At 63.0% G+C, this 17,351-nt stretch carries 21 protein-coding genes; 15 read left to right on the forward strand and 6 right to left on the reverse strand.

The window, feature by feature from the left end; translation table 11 throughout:
* Positions 1 to 2: 2 nt before the first annotated feature.
* Positions 3 to 734 carry a precorrin-2 C(20)-methyltransferase gene (locus tag ACP2YO_RS03855; RefSeq protein WP_426439220.1) on the forward strand — a complete coding sequence of 244 codons (732 nt, stop codon included), beginning with the start codon at positions 3 to 5 and terminating at the stop codon, positions 732 to 734.
* A complete protein-coding gene (cobJ, locus tag ACP2YO_RS03860) occupies positions 731 to 1,465 on the forward strand; it encodes a precorrin-3B C(17)-methyltransferase (RefSeq protein WP_426439222.1) in 735 nt (244 codons plus the stop codon). The genes ACP2YO_RS03855 and cobJ overlap by 4 nt, the downstream gene beginning before the upstream one ends.
* On the opposite strand, the gene ACP2YO_RS03865 is transcribed toward cobJ, so the two are convergent.
* The gene (locus ACP2YO_RS03865; protein WP_426439224.1) at positions 1,441 to 2,190 is read right to left on the reverse strand and encodes a cobalt-precorrin-6A reductase; all 750 of its coding nucleotides are present in this window, start codon (positions 2,188 to 2,190) and stop codon (positions 1,441 to 1,443) included. The two genes, cobJ and ACP2YO_RS03865, sit on opposite strands and share 25 nt — an antisense overlap.
* On the opposite strand from ACP2YO_RS03865, the gene cbiE reads away from it, so the two are divergent.
* Genes cbiE through cobF form a run of 6 tightly spaced genes read left to right on the forward strand, consistent with a single transcriptional unit; the run spans position 2,189 to position 7,306 of the window.
* Positions 2,189 to 3,370 carry a precorrin-6y C5,15-methyltransferase (decarboxylating) subunit CbiE gene (cbiE, locus tag ACP2YO_RS03870; protein WP_426439226.1) on the forward strand — a complete coding sequence of 394 codons (1,182 nt, stop codon included), beginning with the start codon at positions 2,189 to 2,191 and terminating at the stop codon, positions 3,368 to 3,370. The two genes, ACP2YO_RS03865 and cbiE, sit on opposite strands and share 2 nt — an antisense overlap.
* Positions 3,367 to 3,735, forward strand: a complete 369-nt coding sequence (locus tag ACP2YO_RS03875) for a cobalamin biosynthesis protein (RefSeq protein ID WP_426439228.1) — start codon at positions 3,367 to 3,369, stop codon at positions 3,733 to 3,735. The genes cbiE and ACP2YO_RS03875 overlap by 4 nt, the downstream gene beginning before the upstream one ends.
* Positions 3,732 to 4,517 (forward strand): precorrin-4 C(11)-methyltransferase, encoded by a 786-nt coding sequence (gene cobM / locus ACP2YO_RS03880; RefSeq protein ID WP_426439230.1) that lies wholly within the window; start codon positions 3,732 to 3,734, stop codon positions 4,515 to 4,517. The genes ACP2YO_RS03875 and cobM overlap by 4 nt, the downstream gene beginning before the upstream one ends.
* Complete coding sequence (locus ACP2YO_RS03885) at positions 4,514 to 5,824, forward strand: cobyrinate a,c-diamide synthase (RefSeq protein WP_426439233.1); 1,311 nt, start codon at positions 4,514 to 4,516, stop codon at positions 5,822 to 5,824. The genes cobM and ACP2YO_RS03885 overlap by 4 nt, the downstream gene beginning before the upstream one ends.
* Entirely contained in the window at positions 5,821 to 6,549 is a 729-nt protein-coding gene (cobA, locus tag ACP2YO_RS03890; RefSeq protein ID WP_426439235.1) for a uroporphyrinogen-III C-methyltransferase, read from the forward strand. The genes ACP2YO_RS03885 and cobA overlap by 4 nt, the downstream gene beginning before the upstream one ends.
* A gap of 7 nt (positions 6,550 to 6,556) precedes the next feature.
* Positions 6,557 to 7,306, forward strand: a complete 750-nt coding sequence (cobF, locus tag ACP2YO_RS03895; RefSeq protein WP_426439237.1) for a precorrin-6A synthase (deacetylating) — start codon at positions 6,557 to 6,559, stop codon at positions 7,304 to 7,306.
* 22 nt (positions 7,307 to 7,328) lie between these two features.
* Here the strand turns inward: cobF and ACP2YO_RS03900 are convergent, their stop codons facing one another.
* Positions 7,329 to 7,898 carry a histidine phosphatase family protein gene (locus ACP2YO_RS03900; RefSeq protein WP_426439239.1) on the reverse strand — a complete coding sequence of 190 codons (570 nt, stop codon included), beginning with the start codon at positions 7,896 to 7,898 and terminating at the stop codon, positions 7,329 to 7,331.
* 3 nt (positions 7,899 to 7,901) lie between these two features.
* Entirely contained in the window at positions 7,902 to 8,681 is a 780-nt protein-coding gene (gene cobS, locus ACP2YO_RS03905) for an adenosylcobinamide-GDP ribazoletransferase (protein ID WP_426439240.1), read from the reverse strand.
* A 54-nt stretch (positions 8,682 to 8,735) separates the two neighbouring features.
* Here cobS and cobT point away from each other — a divergent pair, with 54 nt between their 5' ends.
* The 3 genes from cobT (at position 8,736) to ACP2YO_RS03920 (ending at position 11,501) form a co-directional block, all read left to right on the forward strand.
* The gene (gene cobT, locus ACP2YO_RS03910) at positions 8,736 to 9,749 is read left to right on the forward strand and encodes a nicotinate-nucleotide--dimethylbenzimidazole phosphoribosyltransferase (protein ID WP_426439242.1); all 1,014 of its coding nucleotides are present in this window, start codon (positions 8,736 to 8,738) and stop codon (positions 9,747 to 9,749) included.
* Between the two features lie 794 nt (positions 9,750 to 10,543).
* Positions 10,544 to 10,843: a helix-turn-helix domain-containing protein gene (locus tag ACP2YO_RS03915; RefSeq protein ID WP_426439244.1), complete on the forward strand. Its 300-nt coding sequence runs from the start codon at positions 10,544 to 10,546 to the stop codon at positions 10,841 to 10,843.
* 241 nt (positions 10,844 to 11,084) lie between these two features.
* Positions 11,085 to 11,501 (forward strand): Ohr family peroxiredoxin, encoded by a 417-nt coding sequence (locus ACP2YO_RS03920; protein WP_426439246.1) that lies wholly within the window; start codon positions 11,085 to 11,087, stop codon positions 11,499 to 11,501.
* Between the two features lie 346 nt (positions 11,502 to 11,847).
* Here ACP2YO_RS03920 and ACP2YO_RS03925 read toward each other — a convergent pair whose 3' ends face one another.
* A complete protein-coding gene (locus tag ACP2YO_RS03925) occupies positions 11,848 to 12,060 on the reverse strand; it encodes a DUF6894 family protein (protein ID WP_426443050.1) in 213 nt (70 codons plus the stop codon).
* 419 nt (positions 12,061 to 12,479) lie between these two features.
* On the opposite strand from ACP2YO_RS03925, the gene ACP2YO_RS03930 reads away from it, so the two are divergent.
* Positions 12,480 to 12,707 (forward strand): hypothetical protein, encoded by a 228-nt coding sequence (locus ACP2YO_RS03930; RefSeq protein ID WP_426439248.1) that lies wholly within the window; start codon positions 12,480 to 12,482, stop codon positions 12,705 to 12,707.
* 634 nt (positions 12,708 to 13,341) lie between these two features.
* The gene (locus ACP2YO_RS03935) at positions 13,342 to 13,917 is read left to right on the forward strand and encodes a methyltransferase family protein (protein ID WP_426439250.1); all 576 of its coding nucleotides are present in this window, start codon (positions 13,342 to 13,344) and stop codon (positions 13,915 to 13,917) included.
* A gap of 743 nt (positions 13,918 to 14,660) precedes the next feature.
* On the opposite strand, the gene ACP2YO_RS03940 is transcribed toward ACP2YO_RS03935, so the two are convergent.
* Positions 14,661 to 15,119, reverse strand: a complete 459-nt coding sequence (locus ACP2YO_RS03940; RefSeq protein ID WP_426439252.1) for a hypothetical protein — start codon at positions 15,117 to 15,119, stop codon at positions 14,661 to 14,663.
* A 123-nt stretch (positions 15,120 to 15,242) separates the two neighbouring features.
* On the opposite strand from ACP2YO_RS03940, the gene ACP2YO_RS03945 reads away from it, so the two are divergent.
* The gene (locus ACP2YO_RS03945) at positions 15,243 to 16,178 is read left to right on the forward strand and encodes a LysR substrate-binding domain-containing protein (protein WP_426439254.1); all 936 of its coding nucleotides are present in this window, start codon (positions 15,243 to 15,245) and stop codon (positions 16,176 to 16,178) included.
* Between the two features lie 186 nt (positions 16,179 to 16,364).
* On the opposite strand, the gene ACP2YO_RS03950 is transcribed toward ACP2YO_RS03945, so the two are convergent.
* On the reverse strand, positions 16,365 to 16,685 hold the full coding sequence (locus ACP2YO_RS03950; protein ID WP_426439256.1) for a hypothetical protein: 321 nt from the start codon (positions 16,683 to 16,685) through the stop codon (positions 16,365 to 16,367).
* Positions 16,686 to 17,104: 419 nt separating this feature from the next.
* Here ACP2YO_RS03950 and ACP2YO_RS03955 point away from each other — a divergent pair, with 419 nt between their 5' ends.
* The gene (locus ACP2YO_RS03955; RefSeq protein WP_426439258.1) at positions 17,105 to 17,338 is read left to right on the forward strand and encodes a hypothetical protein; all 234 of its coding nucleotides are present in this window, start codon (positions 17,105 to 17,107) and stop codon (positions 17,336 to 17,338) included.
* Positions 17,339 to 17,351 lie beyond the last annotated feature (13 nt).

Raw genomic sequence — 17,351 nt, forward strand, 5'->3', positions numbered from 1 at the left:
CGATGGGGCGCATCATCTGCTGCGGCCTCGGGCCAGGCGATCCGGATCTGATGAGCGTGCGCGCCGATCGCGAAGTACGTGGCGCCAGGCATGTCGCGTACTTTCGCAAGAAGGGGCATCCCGGGCAGGCCCGCCGCATCGTCGAAGGGCTGCTCGCCACTGACGTCTGCGAATATCCGATGGAATATCCCGTCACCACGGAAATCGCATTCGACAGTCCGCAGTATGTTCGGCTGCTCGCGAGCTTCTATGATGAATGGGCGGAGCGCCTTGCGCGGCTCGCACGCGCGATCGATGTCGTCGTGCTCTGCGAGGGCGATCCCTATTTCTACGGCTCGTTCATGCACCTGCATGCGCGCCTGCAGGGGCGCGTCGAGATCGAGGTGATCGCAGGCATACCCGGCATGGTGGGCTGCTGGAATGCGGTCGGCCATCCGATCGCCCTTGGTGACGACGTGACCACCGTCCTGATGGGCACGTTGCCGGAGGCCGAGCTCGAACAGCGAATGTGCAATTCCGACGCGCTGATCGTCATGAAGACCGGCCGCAATCTCCCGAAGATTCGCCGCGCACTCGCCTCTGCGGGACGTCTTGGCCATGCTTGGCTCGTCGAGCGTGGCACCATGCCGGATCAACGTGTCGCCCGGCTTGCGGATGTCGACGCGACCGACTGTCCGTATTTTGCAATCGTGCTCGTGCACGGGCAGGGGCGGCGCAGTGAGGCTGCTGAATGACCGGCAGCTTGACCATCGCGGGACTCGGACCCGGCAATGAGGCGTTGATCACGCCGGAGGTCACCGCCGCGCTCGCTGATGCAACCGACATCGTGGGCTATGCGCTCTATGTTGCGCGTGTGCGCCCGCGCCATGGATTGACGGTGCATCCCACCGACAATCGCGTGGAGTTACAGCGTGCGAGCGAGGCGCTGCGGCTAGCGGCCGAAGGTCGCCAGGTGGTGGTGGTGTCCTCAGGCGATCCCGGCGTCTTTGCGATGGCATCCGCGGTGTTCGAGGCGCTGGAAGATTTACCGCAATGGCGGGATCTGCCGATTCGGGTTCTCCCCGGTGTGACGGCGATGTTGGCTGCGGCGGCTGCGGCGGGCGCGCCATTGGGCCACGACTTCTGCGCGATCAATCTGTCTGACAATCTGAAGCCGTGGCCGGTGATCGAGAAGCGACTGCGGCTCGCGGCGGAGGCCGACTTCGCGATCGCGATGTACAATCCGCGATCGGCGAGCCGGCCCGAAGGCTTTAGCCGCGCGCTCGAGATTTTGAGTGAAGCTGGTTGTGGCGAGCGTATCGTGGTGTTCGCGCGGGCGGTCAGTGCGCCCGATCAGCGCATTGAAATGGTCAAGCTGCATGAGGCAAGGCCTGACATGGCCGACATGCGGACGCTCGTGATCGTCGGCAATTCGGCGACGCGTCGCGTCGGCCGCTGGGTCTATGCGCCGAGGCATGTCCGATGACCGAGCCAGTCCATGACCTCTGCAACGCTTTCTACCCGCGGTCTGTCGGGCAATTGCGGGCGCGAGAGCAGGATGACGGGAAGGCCGAGCGCACGGGCGGCGTCGATCTTGGCGCGCGCGCCGGTTCCGCCGGAATTGCGGGCAACGATCCATTCGATTGCGCGGGAGCGCATCAGTTCCAGTTCGCCGTCGAACGTGAACGGTCCTCGCGAGACGATCACGTTGGCACCGGGCAAAGGCAGCGCCTCCTCGGGAGGGTCGACGAACCGCAACGTGTAGGTATGCTGCGGGCTGGTGCTGAACGGTGCGATATGCTGCCGGCCGATCGCGAGGAATACGCGGGTAGGCTTGTCCGGCAACGCGGCGACCGCGGACATGATGTCGGCGACCTCGATCCAGTTGTCGCCGGGTGCCTTGACCCAGGGGGCGCGCTCAAGCGCAATCAGTGGCGTTCCGGTTTCCGTGCACGCGGCGACCGCATGGCGGCTCATCTCGGCGGCGAAGGGATGAGTCGCGTCGATGACATGCGTAATGCCCTCGCGACGAAGATAGTCGGCAAGACCTCCGGCGCCGCCAAAGCCGCCGGTGCGGGTCGGCAACGGCTGATCGGCAGGCGTGCGGGTGCGGCCGCCATAGGAATAGACCGCGTCGAGCCCTGCGCGCGCAATGCGCTCGGCGAGCAGGTTGGCGTCGGCAGTTCCGCCCAGGATCAGGGCGCGCGTCATGAGTAATCCCTGGTTGACCATCATCGGCATCGGCGAAGATGGCCTTGCCGGCCTCTCCGAGGCAAGTCGAAAGGCGTTGGTCGAAGCGGAGACCGTTTTCGGCGGCGAACGGCATCTTGCTCTGGCCGGTATCACCGACCGCGGCCGTGCCTGGCCGGTGCCGTTCGATGCCGACATCGTCCTGAGTTGCCGGGGCCGTCCGACGGCGGTGCTCGCCTCGGGCGATCCGTTCTGGCATGGCATCGGCGGAAGTCTGGCCGAGAAGCTGCAGGCCGGCGAATGGATCGCGCATTCCACACCATCGACATTCTCGCTTGCGGCCGCACGTTTGGGGTGGCGCCTTGAGAATGTGACCTGTCTTGGCCTTCACGCTGCGCCCTTCGAGCGGCTGTCGCCGCATCTGACGCGCGGTGCACGGATCGTCTGTCTGGTGCGCGACGGCAAGGCGGCGGGCGATCTCGCACACTGGCTCACGGAGCGCGGTTGGGGGCCTTCGGCGATGTGGACGCTTACCGCCCTTGGCGGTCCGCGTGAATCCATCAGGCAGCATTGTGCGGACAGCTACGCGGCCGACCCAGACGACAGCCTGGTCGCAGTGGCGCTGGAGGCAAAGGGATCGCAGGGGATAGCGCGCAGCTCGGGCCTTCCGGACTCGCTCTTTCTGCATGATGGGCAACTGACAAAACGGCCGATCCGCGCGCTTGCGTTGTCGGCGCTTGCGCCGCGGTCCGGCCAGAGATTGTGGGACATTGGGGCAGGCTCCGGTTCCATCTCGGTCGAATGGGCTCTGTGCGGCGGAACCGCGATCGCCATCGAGGCGCGCGGCGATCGCGCCGTGAACATCCGCGCTAATGCCGACAATCTCGGATTGACGCACCGGATCGCCGTCATCGAAGGTACGGCGCCCGGTATCCTGTCGGGGCTCGAAACGCCGGACGCTGTGTTCGTCGGCGGAGGTCTCGACGTTGCGATGTTCGATGCTATCTGGTTGCGTATCAAGCCGGGAGCGCGCCTGATTGCCCATGCGGTGACCCTGGAGACCGAAGCGCTGCTCTCCGATCTGCATCAGCGTCATGGCGGCGAGCTGATGCGGGTCGAGATCGCTCACGCAGACCAATTGGGCCGCTACCGCTCCTGGAAAGCGGCGCGGCCAATCGTCCAGTGGAGCACGGTCCGATGAAGGTCGCAGGTCTGGGTTTCAGGCGTGACGTGACCCTTGCGTCGCTGCGCGAGGCGCTCCTCGCGGTCGGTGGTTCCGAAGGCCTCGCGGCCATTGCGACGGTTCTTCACAAGGCTGACGCTCCTGCGTTGAAGTCTCTTGCAGATGAACTGGGTCTGCCGATCAAGGGTATTCCGGTTGACGTTCTGACCGATATGGTCACCACGACGCACTCCGAGCTTATCAAGGCGACGTTCGGTACGGGCTCCGTCGCCGAAGCTGTGGCGGTCGCGGCCGCGGGGCGCGGCGCACGGCTGATCTCGACCCGGACCGTTTCGCAGGATCGGATGGCGACCGCGGCGATCGCGGAAGGAGACGGCGAATGACGGTGCACTTCATCGGCGCAGGCCCCGGCGCTCCCGATTTGCTGACCTTGCGCGGACGCGATCTCATCGCCTCCTGCCCGGTCTGCCTTTATGCCGGCTCCCTCGTGCCTGAGGGCATTCTGGCGCATTGCCCGCCGGGTGCGCGCATCGTCAACACCGCGCCGCTCTCGCTCGACGAGATCATTGCAGAGATTGCCGCCGCGCACACGGAGGGCTGGGATGTCGCACGGCTGCATTCGGGTGATCTCTCGATCTGGTCGGCAATGGGCGAGCAATTGCGCCGTTTGCGCGCGTTGCAAATTCCCTATTCGATCACCCCAGGTGTGCCGGCCTTCTCTGCCGCCGCGGCTGCGCTCGAGGCCGAGCTCACGCTGCCCGGCCTTGCGCAATCGGTGGTGCTGACGCGCACGCCGGGCAGGGCCAGCGCGATGCCGGACGGCGAAACGCTCGCCGCCTTTGCCGCTACGGGTGCCGTGCTCGCCATCCATCTCTCGATCCATCTGCTGGACAAAGTCGTCGCCGAACTCACGCCGCACTATGGCGCGGACTGCCCGGTTGCAATCGTCTGGCGCGCGAGCTGGCCGGATCAGCGCATTGTGCGCGCTACGCTGGCGACCCTCGACGCGGCTGTCGGCCCCGAGCTCGAACGCACCGCGCTCATCCTGGTCGGCAAGACGTTGGGTGCGGACGAGTTTACCGAGAGCCGTCTCTATGCAGCGGATTACGACCGCCGCTACCGTCCGGTAGGACCGTCGCCGCGCTTTCCGGAGCCCTCGCGATGACGGCGGGACTGGTGATCTCGGCTCCGGCCTCCGGCGTCGGCAAGACGACGCTGACGCTGGCGCTGGCCCGCGCCTATCGGAATCGGGGGTTGCAGGTGCAATGCCTCAAGAGCGGGCCCGACTATATCGATCCCGCCTTTCATGCGGTCGCGACGGGGCGGGCGTCCGTCAATGTCGATAGCTGGGCCATGGACCGCAGTGCAATCGATCACCTCGCAGGCCGTGGCGCCGATGCCGATCTCGTTCTGGCCGAAGGCTCGATGGGACTGTTCGACGGCGTCGCGACGCGCGGCGTCTCGGGCACCGGCGCGACGGCCGATATTGCCGACATGATGGGCTGGCCGGTGTTGCTGGTGATCGACCCGTCCGGCCAGGCGCAAACGGCGGCCGCGATTGCCGCGGGACTGCGCGATTTCCGCGCTGGCGTGAACCTTGCAGGCGTCGTTCTCAATCGCGTCGCGAGCGCGCGGCATGAGGACCTGGTGCGCCACGCCATGGCCGGGGCCGGCATTCCCGTATTCGGTGCGCTGCCACGCCACGCAGAAATCACCTTGCCGAAGCGTCATCTTGGCTTGGTGCAGGCCGAAGAGCAGGCCGAGGTCGATGGCTTGATTGCGGAAGCCGCGCGCTTCGTCGCCGAGCATGTCGATCTCGACGCCGTGCTGCAATCGGCGCGGACCTGGTCGCCGCAATCGGCTGGGCCTGGCCTCGAGTTCAAACCGCCGGGACAGCGGATCGCCTTGGCGCGCGACGCCGCATTCTCCTTCATCTATCCGCACATGCTCGAAGCCTGGCGCAACGCCGGAGCGGAAATCGTGGCGTTCTCGCCGCTCGCCGATGAAGCTCTCGATGCGACCGCCGACGTGTGTTGGCTGCCGGGCGGCTATCCCGAACTGCACGCCGGACGGCTCGCGGCGAACACGCGATTTCTCGCAAGCCTGCGCGCCTTTTCCGCGACGCGGCCCGTGCATGGCGAATGCGGGGGCTATATGGTGTTGGGCAGCGCCCTCACCGATGCCGATGGCGTGCGCCACGAGATGGCGGGATTGCTTGGCCTGGAGACAAGCTATGCCAAGCGTCGCATGCACCTCGGTTACCGGCTCGCCGAGCTCGCTGCACCGATGCCCGGGCATGGTCCGGGCGCGCGCCTTCGCGGCCACGAATTTCACTATTCGACGATCGTCTCGCAGCCCGACACGCCCTTGGCGGTGGTGCGCGATGCGACCGGCGGGATCGTTGCCGAGACCGGCTCGCGGCGCGGTCAGGCGACGGGGACATTCTTCCATTTGATCGCGGAGGACCGGTGAGCGGCTTCGTTTCCTTTGTCTCGGCGGGACCGGGCGATCCCGAGCTCGTGACGATGAAAGCGGCCGCGCGACTGCGTGAAGCCGGTGTGGTGCTCTATGACGACCTCGCCGCGGGCGCGATCCTCGATCTCGCCGGTCCCGCCGCCAATCTTGTGGCGGTCGGCAAGCGCGCCGGGCGCCCGTCGCCGAGGCAGCAACATGTCAGCCGGCTGCTCGTCGAGTATGCCGCCACCGGCGCGCGTGTGGTGCGCTTGAAATCCGGAGACGCGGGAATCTTCGGCCGGCTCGAAGAAGAGATCGAAGCGCTGCGCGCGGCGGGCATCCGCTACGAGATCATTCCCGGCGTGACCTCGGCGTGCGCGGCGGCCGCGCAGGCCGGCATTCCGTTGACGCGGCGCCAGACTTCGCGCCGGGTCCAGTTCGTGACCGGTGCCGACGTCACCGGTGAGTTGCCAGCAGACATGAACTGGGCGGCGCTGGCCGACCCGGAAGCCACGACCGTGGTTTACATGGGCAGGCGCACGTTCCCGGCCCTGGCCGCAAAGCTGATCGCGCACGGCCTCGCGCCCGATACACCCGCGCTGCTTGCGGAGTCGCTGGGCCATGCCGATGAACGGCTCGGCCGCATGACGGTTGCGGAACTCGCCGAAAAGCTCACAGATGCCGGCGCTGCGACGACGGCGGCGGTCATTCTGTTCGGTGCGTTGGCGGGAGGTCACGCGTGATGCGGTCATGTTGACGCTTTCCCTGATCGGCATCGGTTGCGGCGATCCCCAGCAGCTTACGCGCGCAGCGATCCGTGCGATCAACGCCGCCGACCTGATCCTGATCCCGCGCAAGGGCACTGCAAAGACAGATATTGCCGAATTGCGGCGAACGATCTGCGCCGACGTGCTCACCAACGATCGCACGCGCATTATCGAATTCGACCTGCCCGTGCGCGACGCCGGTGAGGAAGACTATCGCAAGGGCGTCGACGATTGGCATGATGCGGTCGCTGCGACCTGGTCGCGGGAAATCACGCATCACCTTGGCGCCGAGGGGCGCGTAGCATTGCTGATCTGGGGCGATCCGTCGTTGTATGACTCGAGCTTGCGAATTGCGCGAAGGCTCGAACCGCAGCCGGTCGTCGAAGTGATCCCCGGCATCACGTCGATCCAGGCGCTGTGCGCGGCGCATTCGCTGCCGCTCAACGATATCGGCGAGCCCTTCCTGGTCACGACAGGGCGCCGGCTGCGCGACGGCGGCTGGCCGTCGGGCGTGGATACCGTGGTCGTGATGCTCGATGGCGGCGCGGCTTTCCAGACCTTGGATCCCGGGGGGCTGCAGATCTGGTGGGGCGCTTATCTTGGCATGCCCGATCAGATCACCATGGCGGGTGAGCTCACTGAATTAGGCCCCCGGATCGTCGCCGCGCGGCGAGAGGCGCGCGAGAAGCACGGCTGGATCATGGACAGCTACGTGCTCAAGCGACGATCGTGATCCCCCGTCATCACCCGCTATTTTAAGGCTGATTCACCGCAACCACGCGCCAGGCATTTTGGAGCCGATCGATCCGCGTCAGCGATAGCGGATCAATGACGAAGCGCAGTGCGGTTCCGGGCGAGAGGTCGAGTGCAATCGCGAGGATGGCGCGGATGGTGCCCGAGTGCACGACCAGCACGGCATTACCGTCCGGCAGGCGCGCAAGCCCGGCGCTTGCGCGCGCGATCTGATCGGCAAAGCTCTCGCCGCCGGGCGGCCTGTTGTTCCCCGGCGATCTCCAGAAGTCGCGATAGGCTGCGCCGAGTTCCGCTTCGAGTTCACTGTGGCGCCGCCCGGTCCAATCGCCAAAGTCCTGCTCGCGAAAGGCGGCATCTTCGGTTGCCTCGAGGCCGAGCTGCACTGCGGTCTCGCGCGTGCGCCGCGCCGGGCTACAGACGGCGAGGGTATCCGCCGGTAGCCGCGCCCGCAGCGCCGCGAATGTCGCGGCATCGCCGAGATCGGCTGGCGCATCGGGCGCGTGGATCACACCGCGCGGCCCGTCGACCGGCGCGTGGCGGATCAGCCAAAGATGTGTTTCGCCGTCACCCATCGCTCATCCAAGCCGCGCTGCGAGCAGCACCAGGATTGCGGTCTCCGCAACCTGCTCGGTGCCGCCGAGCACATCGCCGGTCTGGCCGCCGATCTGCCGCTTTGCCAGCAGCGCCATGGCCAATGCACTGGCGCCCGCCGCAATCGCCGCCAGCAATGCGTCGGCGAACGGCAACGCCACGAGCGCAATCGCCAGCGCGATGCCGGCAGAGATCGCAGCGATTGTTCCGTCAGGCTGGCCGGCATTGGCCGCCAGCCCGTCCGTGCGCGCATAGGGCAGGCTGATCGACATCCACGGCAGCACGCCGCGGCCCAGCGCATGCGCGGCGATCAGGCTTTGCACCACGAAACGATCCGGAATCGACGCCAGCGCCGAAAGCTTTGTCGCGAAGCTCACCAGCAGGATCAGCGCGCCGTAGGTGCCGAGCCGGCTGTCGCGCATGATCTCGAGTTTCGCCGCGGTATCGCGGCCGCCGCCAAACCCGTCGGCGACATCGGCAAGCCCATCCTCGTGCAGCGCGCCGGTCAGAAGCGCTGCGCCGCCGAGCGCGAGTGCCGCGGCGGCAAGATCCGGCACACCGATCACACGCAAAAGCAGGCAGACGAGGCCGACCGCAGCGCCGATCAAGCCGCCGACCAGGGGAAACATCCGCTGCGAGCGCGCAAATTGATCCGACCGCCCCGCGTCCGGATGCGGCATCGGCAGGCGGGTCAGAAAGGCTGTGGCGGTCCTGAGATCGTCGAGCCATTCACTCATGGTCGTGGCCTTCGATTTGACACTCATGGTCGTGGCCTTCGATTTGAACTATTTTGCGGTCCCGCCCGACAGGGGGATCGCATGCAGTTCAACACTCTAGACGACATCCGCGGCTTCTGTCGCGACCTCCCCGGAGGCGACGATGCCAGCGCCGAGGCCGCCGCACGGCGCCAGCAGAACCTGACCAAGCCGCCGGGCAGCCTCGGCCGGCTCGAGGAGCTCGCGCTCTGGCTGGCACGCTGGCAGCGGCGCGAGATGCCGCGGCTCGATCGCGTCACGATCGCGGTGTTTGCCGGCAATCACGGCATCGCCGCGCGTGGTGTTTCCGCCTATCCGTCCGAGGTCACCGCGCAGATGGTGGCCAACTTTGCGGCGGGCGGGGCAGCGATCAACCAGATCGCAAAGCTTGCCGGTGCCGAGCTGCGCGTCGAGGGGCTCGAGCTGGCGCGGCCGACGCGCGATTTCACGACCGCGCCGGCGATGGACACCGCCGACTTCCTCGTCGCTCTCGATACCGGTTGGCGCGCGGTGCCCGACGAGGCTGACCTGCTCGTGGTCGGCGAGATGGGGATCGCGAATACGACGGTTGCCGCGACTTTGTGCGCGGCATTGATAGGCGGGCGCGGCGCGCGCTGGGCCGGCCGCGGCACCGGTGTCGACGATGCCGGGCTGGCGCGCAAGGGCACTACGATCGATGCGGCGCTGAAATTCCATCGCGGCCTGCTCGACGATCCGCTCGCCGTTGCGGCGGCGCTTGGTGGACGCGAACTCGCGGCGATTGCCGGTGCCGTCCTGGCGGCGCGCGCCAGGCGCATTCCTGTGCTGCTCGACGGTTTCGTGGCCACCGCGGCGGTGTTGCCTTTGGCGCGGCAGGCGCCCGGTATCCTCGATCATTGCCGAGCCGGGCATGTGTCGGCCGAACTCGGCCACAGCCTATTGCTGCGTGAGCTTGAACTTGCACCATTGCTCGATTTGAACATGCGACTCGGCGAGGCCTCCGGCGCGGGCGTTGCGATCCTGCTGCTGCGTGCTGCGCTCGCCTGTCACGGCGGCATGGCGACATTTGCCGAGGCTGGCGTTTCGGGCGCAGGCTGAGCGGCCTCGTGCCAGCGGGCGAGGTGCGGGTGCACTACCGCTGCATTCGCCCGTCTTTGCGGGCGCAGCATGTGAGTACTCCACCCTTCGGGGAACTCGCCAGGAAATGGCAGCTCGTAGGGTGCAGCCTTACGAATGATTTTAAGGGCAGTTGTTGGACGATCATCGACCGCCCGGCGCTTTCGGTCGGCAGTGGCTCGGCAGGCAGCTTGGCCTTCCTGACGTTTCCGCAACCGTTCTCTTTTCCGATTGAACGTGGGTCGCAACGAGGTAGAGCACGCCGGCGATACACAGGGTCGCCAAGCTAGCGGCCGCTACGCGCCCCCCACCTTGAAGCAGCAGTTTAGCTAGCCGGATTACCATGCCCGATGGGATATAGTTGAGTACACCCGTGCCTATTCGACGCGAGAAGCAAAGCGCCAAAATCCGAACTCGCGCACTGCCGTGCGAAAACGCTATGCCAGCAATCTCGAGTTAGAGATGTTGAGGCGAGCACTGCGTGCGAGCGTTTTGATCGCAAGCGGTTCTTCATCGTAAGCCCTCCTGCCAGACGAAATGTTTTGTCCGTTTGGCGTTTCGGCCGCTCAGCATGGAGCCGAGCTGTCGACCAGCACCGAAGTGGGACCCGCCCTGATCAGCCTCAATGCATTGATACTGATCAGGCTGGGGTCCGACTTCGGTGCTGATCGACACTTGGAATTCTGCTGACGCACGAACTCGCCCGCATCAACGGCGACGCCGCACTCTGCGAACCAGGCACTCGTGGCGGCCTTGCGTCCTGGCAGCGCAAGCGAGTGGCTGCCTATATCGAGGAGCACGCTACCGATGACATACCGCTTGCAACCCTGGCCGAGCTGGCGCGGCTAAGCCCTTGGCATTTCTCCAGGTCGTTCAAGCAGTCCTTCGGTGTGCCGCCACACAAATATCATGCTAATCGCCGGATCGAACGAGCCAAGCAGCTATTGGCGATTCGCGAGCTGTCCGTTACCGCGATTGCGCTTGAGGTGGGCTTCAGCGAGACCAGCACATTCACCGCCGCGTTTCACAGACTGACCGGCCAGACCCCGAGCAAGTATCGCCGCAACATCAACTGAAAGCGCGGCGTCCGAGCCAGGAGACCTGTCCTGCCTGCGGTCGGGGGATGGGGGCTTTTTCAAGCGGTAGGTCGAAGGTCCAGAATACTGGAGGTTCCGGCCCCTTGAACGAGGCAGCGTCAAATTAGGTGCTATCGGGCGCAACATACAGATGTTTGACGCTGTCGCCGGAATGCGTCGGGCCGCTGTCGCTGAACGACTTCCAGTCTGTTGAGCTTTCTCGCAAAGCCGCTGCAGTCGCATGACTGAAGACGCGAAAGTATTATACACCGCCAAAACCCACACCACCGGTGGCCGGGACGGTGTGTCTCGAAGCTGCGATGGCCGGCTGGACGTCAAGCTTTCCATTCCCGGTTCGGTACGCATCGGCACCAATCCGGAGCAACTGTTTGCCGCCGGTTGGTCCGCCTCTTTCGAAGCGGCGATGGAGCATGCGGCCTCAGAATGGAAAATCATTCTCCCGCCTAACCTCGTCATCAAGACCGAAGTGGATCTATGCGTGGCTGACGGCGCTTGGTTCCTTCAAGCCCGCTTCAACGTCAGTCTTTCGGGCGTGGAGCGGGAAGTCGCCCGGGCCCTGCTGGATGAGGCACACCGGATGTGTCCGTACTTCAAAGCGACACGCGGCAATATCGACGTTGTGATCGACCTGGTCTGAGCCGTCATGCCTACCGCTGATGACCCAAGCCGATACCAAGGGTAAGCGCTTTCTGGCGCAGTGAGCCTACGCTGCGCTTTGTCTGCTTCATGATCTTAGATACTGGCGTCCTTGCTTTGGAGTGGGCGCGCAGTTCTTTAACGTCTGCTTTCGTCCATTCACGACGTACAGCCTTTTGCGTCTTAGCCATCATCATTCCTAAGTAGTTCAAACGGAACGGCACTTCTAGCACGAACAATGAAATTGGCAATAACTTTGGGCCGCGTCGGAGGACACGATGAGCGACAACAACTAACTCAAAACATTTCCGCTAGCGGCTCGGAATGAAACGGCCAGAACCGATTTGCTAACAACAACCACTGACAGGGCACTCGAAGACTGTATTGCCATGCTCGTCAACAACGCACACTCCACTTGATCCATAAAAATCGCCGCCCTTTCTCAATTCCTCAACAAGGACCTTGGCGTGCCGTTTTGCGGATTCAAGAGTCGGAAGACTACGTCCCAGTTCGTCGGGATACAGTTCTGAACCACCAACGATGTGAAAGAAATAACGCATCGCGTAGCGATAATTCGCGCGACGGCTTGCGGCTAGTGACAAATAAGTCAGATTCCGACGTTGGATTAAAACGTATCCATATTGGACTCAGGTCGGTTGACCTCGGAGTCCCCCGACACGATAACGGTCCGCCGCGCGGCGGCGCTGATGCGATGAAACGGGAGCGGCGGTGGAAACATCAGGCAACTGAAAACACCGTCAGCCATCCTTGAGGAGCACTTTTGTAGATTCGCCGGACCACTAAATTGAATTTTACGAACTGAGCGATTCACTATCACGCTGATGTGCAGCTTTGCGATTATCAAGCGGCGGCGCCGAATTATCACGGTCGATAAAGACGACGTCAACTCGACTGGCGTAACGGGCGCGCTCTCCTACCTCCTGCGCATCCTCACACAAATCAAACCATAGGAGGCCAGATGAAGATCGCATTGATTGGCACCGCTCTTGTCGCGGCAGTCGTCGCTAGCCCCGCTATGGCGCAAGCCGTTATCTCTGACCCCGGCCGTTGTGCGCAGTATTATCCGAACGCGAATTGCGAAAATCTCGGTGCGGGCAATCCCTACACCAACGGCGGATATTGGGGCCCGGGCTGGCAGGCCATGCAGCGTCCGTTGCCCCATCATCATGCGAGGCACCACGAATAGCCCTCTTGGAAAAGAGGGAGCAACGCCACAGGCAGGCTTCCTGGGCCATCTTGGACGAGTCGCCGCCGTGACGCCTCTCGTCTATGGCTGCCAGTTTTCCTGAGGCAGCGAGGGGGTGTCTCGGTGAATCCTTGAAAGGGGGCGTGGCTCAAAAAAATGGAAGATGGCGGGGCTACCCTTTAGACGGGGCAGGCACGTCTCGTCCACGTAGAGACCGAATGATGTTGCCCTGCATGAGTCCGGATGTGGCACGTTTGAGACATGCCGACGAACTCTGAAGGAGTCCGGTTATTGGGGAAGACCGGAAGTCATCGGCGTACTGCCAAAATGACGCGAATTACCCGAAACTGACCTCGGGTTGGCTTATGCCGCACCGCGGGTCAGGATATGGCGTCCGCCGGGAGGCCCTCGACAGCGGGCTGCCTCAGTTCGGCGGACCGCTTCACCGCAGCGAGAAAACGGCGGCGCATGAACCCGCTGACAAGCCTGATCACGAACCAGTAAGGCATGAAAAGGAAACGGGAACGTCAGTCCGGGCAGAAGACGCGGGTCTCCGTTGATAGACGGGCAGATTTCGTGTTGAGCTTGAGCCCGAAGTTCGGCCGAACTTGCTTTTGTGAGGAGGAAGTTTTGCATGACCCCCCAACTCGTTACAATGATGGCCTGGAGCGCATTTGTTCTGTCGTGGATTGGTGCCGCGTTTTGGGCCGATCGGGCGGAAAAGCGACCGGCGAGGCGCGAAGCTTGGCTCTATCGCGCGGTGACGGTTGCCGGCGTCGTCCTGCTCGTTGCCGGCGGCGCACAGTTCTCTCGCACGGCGGACCGGTTATGGTCGCTTGAGCCCGTTGTCGATTATGCGCTCGTCTTGGTCGTCCTGTCGGGCATCGCGTTCACATGGTGGGCTCGGCTCTACCTTGGACGCATGTGGTCGAGTTCGGTGACCAAGAAGGCTGATCATCGCGTCGTCGATACAGGCCCATACGCCATCGTGCGCCATCCGATCTACACCGGCATCATCATCGCCTGCGCGGCGACCGCAGCGCAGCTGGGCACCGCGCTGGCTGTCGTCGGCGTATTTGTCCTGTGGGTCGGATTCTGGATCAAGGCCCGGCTTGAGGAACGTTTCCTTCGCGGCCAACTGGAGGAAGGCGCCTACGACGCTTATCGTCAGAAGGTCCCGATGCTGGTCCCGTTTGGGCCGCGCGGATGATTGCAAGCCGCTACAGGTAGTCATCGACAGAGGCCGCAGCGAGCGACTCGATAAGTTCAGTGGACCAGTTTTCCTTCGCGCTCTCCAGCATGGTTGCGAATTCTGGCCGATAGCTCCCGAGTTTGTGTCTGACTCTCGTGGTGCGAAAATCAAGAAATACGCACCAAGGGCCAAACCTTTTTGAATAACTTCCGCTTTCCCGTTGCAAAATTCCGGTGCGCATGTCGCCTCTTGGCAAATCGCGGCCGTCTGGCCTCGAAAACGAACCTCGTATTTTGGCAGACCTAGCAAATGCGTACAGAATGAATGGCGATAGTGTGAGGGCGTCTTCTGCTGTTGACGAGGCAATAAACGTTGCGAAAGAGCGCCACGCGCGGGTTCCTGAATGTCTAGCCCGGATTGTCCGAGGACAACTTCTGCTAGATGCTGCCGGTGATGATGATGAAAAAGCCGAGGGAGCTAAGGAGCTAGAGCGGGCAAGGGCTTTAATTCGAGAGACTGGTGCTGTGCTCTTTGAGCGTTTCGTGGCCGCCGACACGGCGAACGATGGCGATCGCGAGGCGTCGGCCCGTGTACCGCGCACACTCCGGACGTCTCTCGCGAGTGGTGGGCTGACAGCGATCCACCGACGGTCGGTATTTTTCGCGTTAGACCCGTGATGAAATCCTTGCGCCCATTGTGGCTTGTGCAACAGCTCTGAAGCGAAGACAAATCTCTCTACCGTTGTTCGGACCGCTGCTCGGTCAAACGGATACGGCGATCATTGCGATGATCGTGAACCCGACGGCGAGACCGACCGGCATGGCGGCGAGCTGCCAGAGCGCCTCACGACCCGTAATCCGGCCTGTGCCGACGTCGACGTCGCCATCAAGAAACTCCCGGAAGCTGCGGTTACGCGCCCGCTCCGGCGTCATGTCGCGTCCCATCGCTGCGCCGCCAACGAACAGGCCGAAAAAGATAAGGAAGAAGAGCGCGATGACTGCGAGTACGAGCGAAGTCTCGCCGCCGCCGAAGGCACACCAGGCCACGACTACAAACCACGCAGCCGTCGCAACCGGAATAGCGACCGCACCGGGATGAAGATTGGTAGCTGGCAGCGATGCCAGCTTGGGGGCCGCCGTCTCGACGATCCTCAGGGTTGGCAGAGAGGTGATTGGAGCAGCATCGAAATCCAGGCCGGCTTTGCGTATTGCGATGGCCATAGGGGTCTCCTTCTCGGCTCGTGTTCTGAAACTCCCGAGAAGGTACGGCGCCTCGAATAATCGTTCCAATAGATGTTGAAGCTATATAGAATCTGATTTCTAGATTGAATGAGGCGCAGGATCATGACGCTTGATCAACTTCGTGTTTTCGTCGCTGTCGCTGAGCGCCAGCATGTGACCCAGGCGGCCCAGGCGCTGAATCTCGCGCAGTCGGCGGCCAGCCATGCCATCGCCTCTCTGGAAGCGCGCCACAATGCGAAACTCTTTGACCGGATAGGACGTCGTATCGAACTGACAGAAGCTGGAACCGTGTTTCTTGCCGAAGCACGAGCGATCCTGGCGCAGGTCGATCGAGCCGAACTAACCCTGAGTGAATTCGGGGATCTTGAGCGCGGCACGTTGACCGTTCAGGCAAGCCAGACAATTGCAAGCTACTGGCTGCCACGTCATCTGGTCGCATTTCGTCGCGCCCATCCGCGCCTCGATATCCGCCTGACGGTTGGCAACACCGCGCAGGTCGCTGAGGCAGTCGAGACCGGCGCCGCGGAGCTAGGCTTCGTCGAAGGGGTGATAAAGGAGGAGCAGCTCTTGAGCACTCGCGTGGCTCTGGATCAGATGGTTCTTGTTGCCGGCCCCGAACACCCTTGGGCGACGGGCAAGAAACCCGATGCCGCCGATCTCCTCGAGAGTGAATGGGTACTCCGTGAACCAGGATCGGGCACGAGGTCGGTATTCGAGCAGGCCCTGAAGCGGGCAGGCGTCGCACCCGAACGATTGCGGATCGTGATGGAGTTGCCTTCAAACGAGGCGGTCAGGGCCGCTGTCGAAGCGGGACTTGGGGCGACGGCACTTTCTGCTTCGGTCGTGGCTCCGAGCATTGAGAATGGCTTGTTGTGCCACGTCCCGTTTAACCTGCCTCAACGCGAGTTTCATGTTCTCCGGCACAGCCAACGTTATCTAAGTCGCGTCGCCGATGCTCTGCTGCAGACCGTTGATCGATCGGCAAAGCCGCAATCGGTTCGCTCCGTCAAAAAACGATCGGCAAAGAATCGAACCTAGACGCGCGAGTGCTGATTTCACGCACCGCAAGCGCCTGGCCGATCCAACGTCTGACGCACCGGTCAACATCGGCGCATCGACATCGGCTGTAAGCCGGCAGGCGAGCGTGCCCATCCGCCGAATCTCGTCGGCGGAGGGCAGGTGAGGCGTCGAAATGCCAGTTGCTGTGTGCCAAGAGCGGCGTCTTCAGCAAATCATTGGATTGTCGCCGAAGTCGCAAATGCCTCCGCTTACCTCCGGAGGGGCTGCGGTAAATGAGCCAACGTGCGGCGCGGGAAAGACGACATGGCCACCTCGATGCGCCTGCGTACCGGACCAGGCGATACTCTTGTGGGCGATAAGAGTGGATTTATCGAATGCGGCGGCGGGCTGGGCGGCAAAGGCGATAGTGGCCAATGTCGAAAGGACGAGAACAATGCGCCGCGATGCACGAGTTCTCTTTGACAGCGAGGTGATTGGAACGTCAGCACGGAAATCCAGATCGGCTTTGCGTATTGCGATGGTCATGGCGACCTCCTTCTCGGTTTGTGTTTCTGGAAGGTACGGCCGCCAGATTAATCTATCCAATAGATGTTACGAATAGATACGATCGTATATGTAGATTGAATGGATCGTGACGCTTTAGCGACTTCGTATTCTCGTCGATGGCACCGGGCGCCGGCATGTGACCCTCGGCGCGGATATCATGTTCTTCAGCACAGCCGGCGTGTCGAAGTCGCGTCGCCGTCGCTCTGCTGAGAAAAACTTGGACCGTCGGCAAGGCCGCAATCGGCTCGCGTTGTCAAAAAACGATCGACAAAGATCCGAACCGGGGCGCGCAGGCGTGTAGCGCAATGGTGGCGTTCGATCAAATCAATCTCATATCTCGATTGGAATTGTGATTTTGAACAATCTAGATGATTGGCGGAAACGAAAGGAGTTCTCTTATGTCACTCCCCGCAAAGCAGATCGCAGTTACCGGCGCCGCTCGTCAGATTTGCTACTCGCTGCTGTTCCGTTTCGCGAACGGCGATTTTTTTGGTCCGGCGCAACCGATCATCCTTCAATTGCTCAGCCTCCCTCAGGCGCCTCCGGCCATGCACGGAGAGATTCAAATTAGCAGACACGCCAAGACCGCGCACGGCACGGAAAGTTGCTGCAAAAACGGGGGGCGACCGTGAGCATAAGTTCAGG

The sequence above is a fragment of the Bradyrhizobium genosp. P genome, from assembly GCF_049949265.1.
In the GTDB taxonomy this organism is placed as follows: domain Bacteria; phylum Pseudomonadota; class Alphaproteobacteria; order Rhizobiales; family Xanthobacteraceae; genus Bradyrhizobium.

Coding starts and splice junctions, on each gene's coding strand:
- ACP2YO_RS03855 (WP_426439220.1), top strand. CDS start 3: ATGGGGCGCATCATCTGCTGCGGCCTCGGGCCAGGCGATCCGGATCTG.
- cobJ (WP_426439222.1), top strand. CDS start 731: ATGACCGGCAGCTTGACCATCGCGGGACTCGGACCCGGCAATGAGGCG.
- cbiE (WP_426439226.1), top strand. CDS start 2,189: ATGAGTAATCCCTGGTTGACCATCATCGGCATCGGCGAAGATGGCCTT.
- ACP2YO_RS03865 (WP_426439224.1), bottom strand. CDS start 2,190: ATGACGCGCGCCCTGATCCTGGGCGGAACTGCCGACGCCAACCTGCTC.
- ACP2YO_RS03875 (WP_426439228.1), top strand. CDS start 3,367: ATGAAGGTCGCAGGTCTGGGTTTCAGGCGTGACGTGACCCTTGCGTCG.
- cobM (WP_426439230.1), top strand. CDS start 3,732: ATGACGGTGCACTTCATCGGCGCAGGCCCCGGCGCTCCCGATTTGCTG.
- ACP2YO_RS03885 (WP_426439233.1), top strand. CDS start 4,514: ATGACGGCGGGACTGGTGATCTCGGCTCCGGCCTCCGGCGTCGGCAAG.
- cobF (WP_426439237.1), top strand. CDS start 6,557: ATGTTGACGCTTTCCCTGATCGGCATCGGTTGCGGCGATCCCCAGCAG.
- ACP2YO_RS03900 (WP_426439239.1), bottom strand. CDS start 7,898: ATGGGTGACGGCGAAACACATCTTTGGCTGATCCGCCACGCGCCGGTC.
- cobS (WP_426439240.1), bottom strand. CDS start 8,681: ATGAGTGTCAAATCGAAGGCCACGACCATGAGTGAATGGCTCGACGAT.
- cobT (WP_426439242.1), top strand. CDS start 8,736: ATGCAGTTCAACACTCTAGACGACATCCGCGGCTTCTGTCGCGACCTC.
- ACP2YO_RS03920 (WP_426439246.1), top strand. CDS start 11,085: ATGACTGAAGACGCGAAAGTATTATACACCGCCAAAACCCACACCACC.
- ACP2YO_RS03925 (WP_426443050.1), bottom strand. CDS start 12,060: ATGCGTTATTTCTTTCACATCGTTGGTGGTTCAGAACTGTATCCCGAC.
- ACP2YO_RS03930 (WP_426439248.1), top strand. CDS start 12,480: ATGAAGATCGCATTGATTGGCACCGCTCTTGTCGCGGCAGTCGTCGCT.
- ACP2YO_RS03935 (WP_426439250.1), top strand. CDS start 13,342: ATGACCCCCCAACTCGTTACAATGATGGCCTGGAGCGCATTTGTTCTG.
- ACP2YO_RS03940 (WP_426439252.1), bottom strand. CDS start 15,119: ATGGCCATCGCAATACGCAAAGCCGGCCTGGATTTCGATGCTGCTCCA.
- ACP2YO_RS03945 (WP_426439254.1), top strand. CDS start 15,243: ATGACGCTTGATCAACTTCGTGTTTTCGTCGCTGTCGCTGAGCGCCAG.
- ACP2YO_RS03950 (WP_426439256.1), bottom strand. CDS start 16,685: ATGACCATCGCAATACGCAAAGCCGATCTGGATTTCCGTGCTGACGTT.
- ACP2YO_RS03955 (WP_426439258.1), top strand. CDS start 17,105: ATGTCACTCCCCGCAAAGCAGATCGCAGTTACCGGCGCCGCTCGTCAG.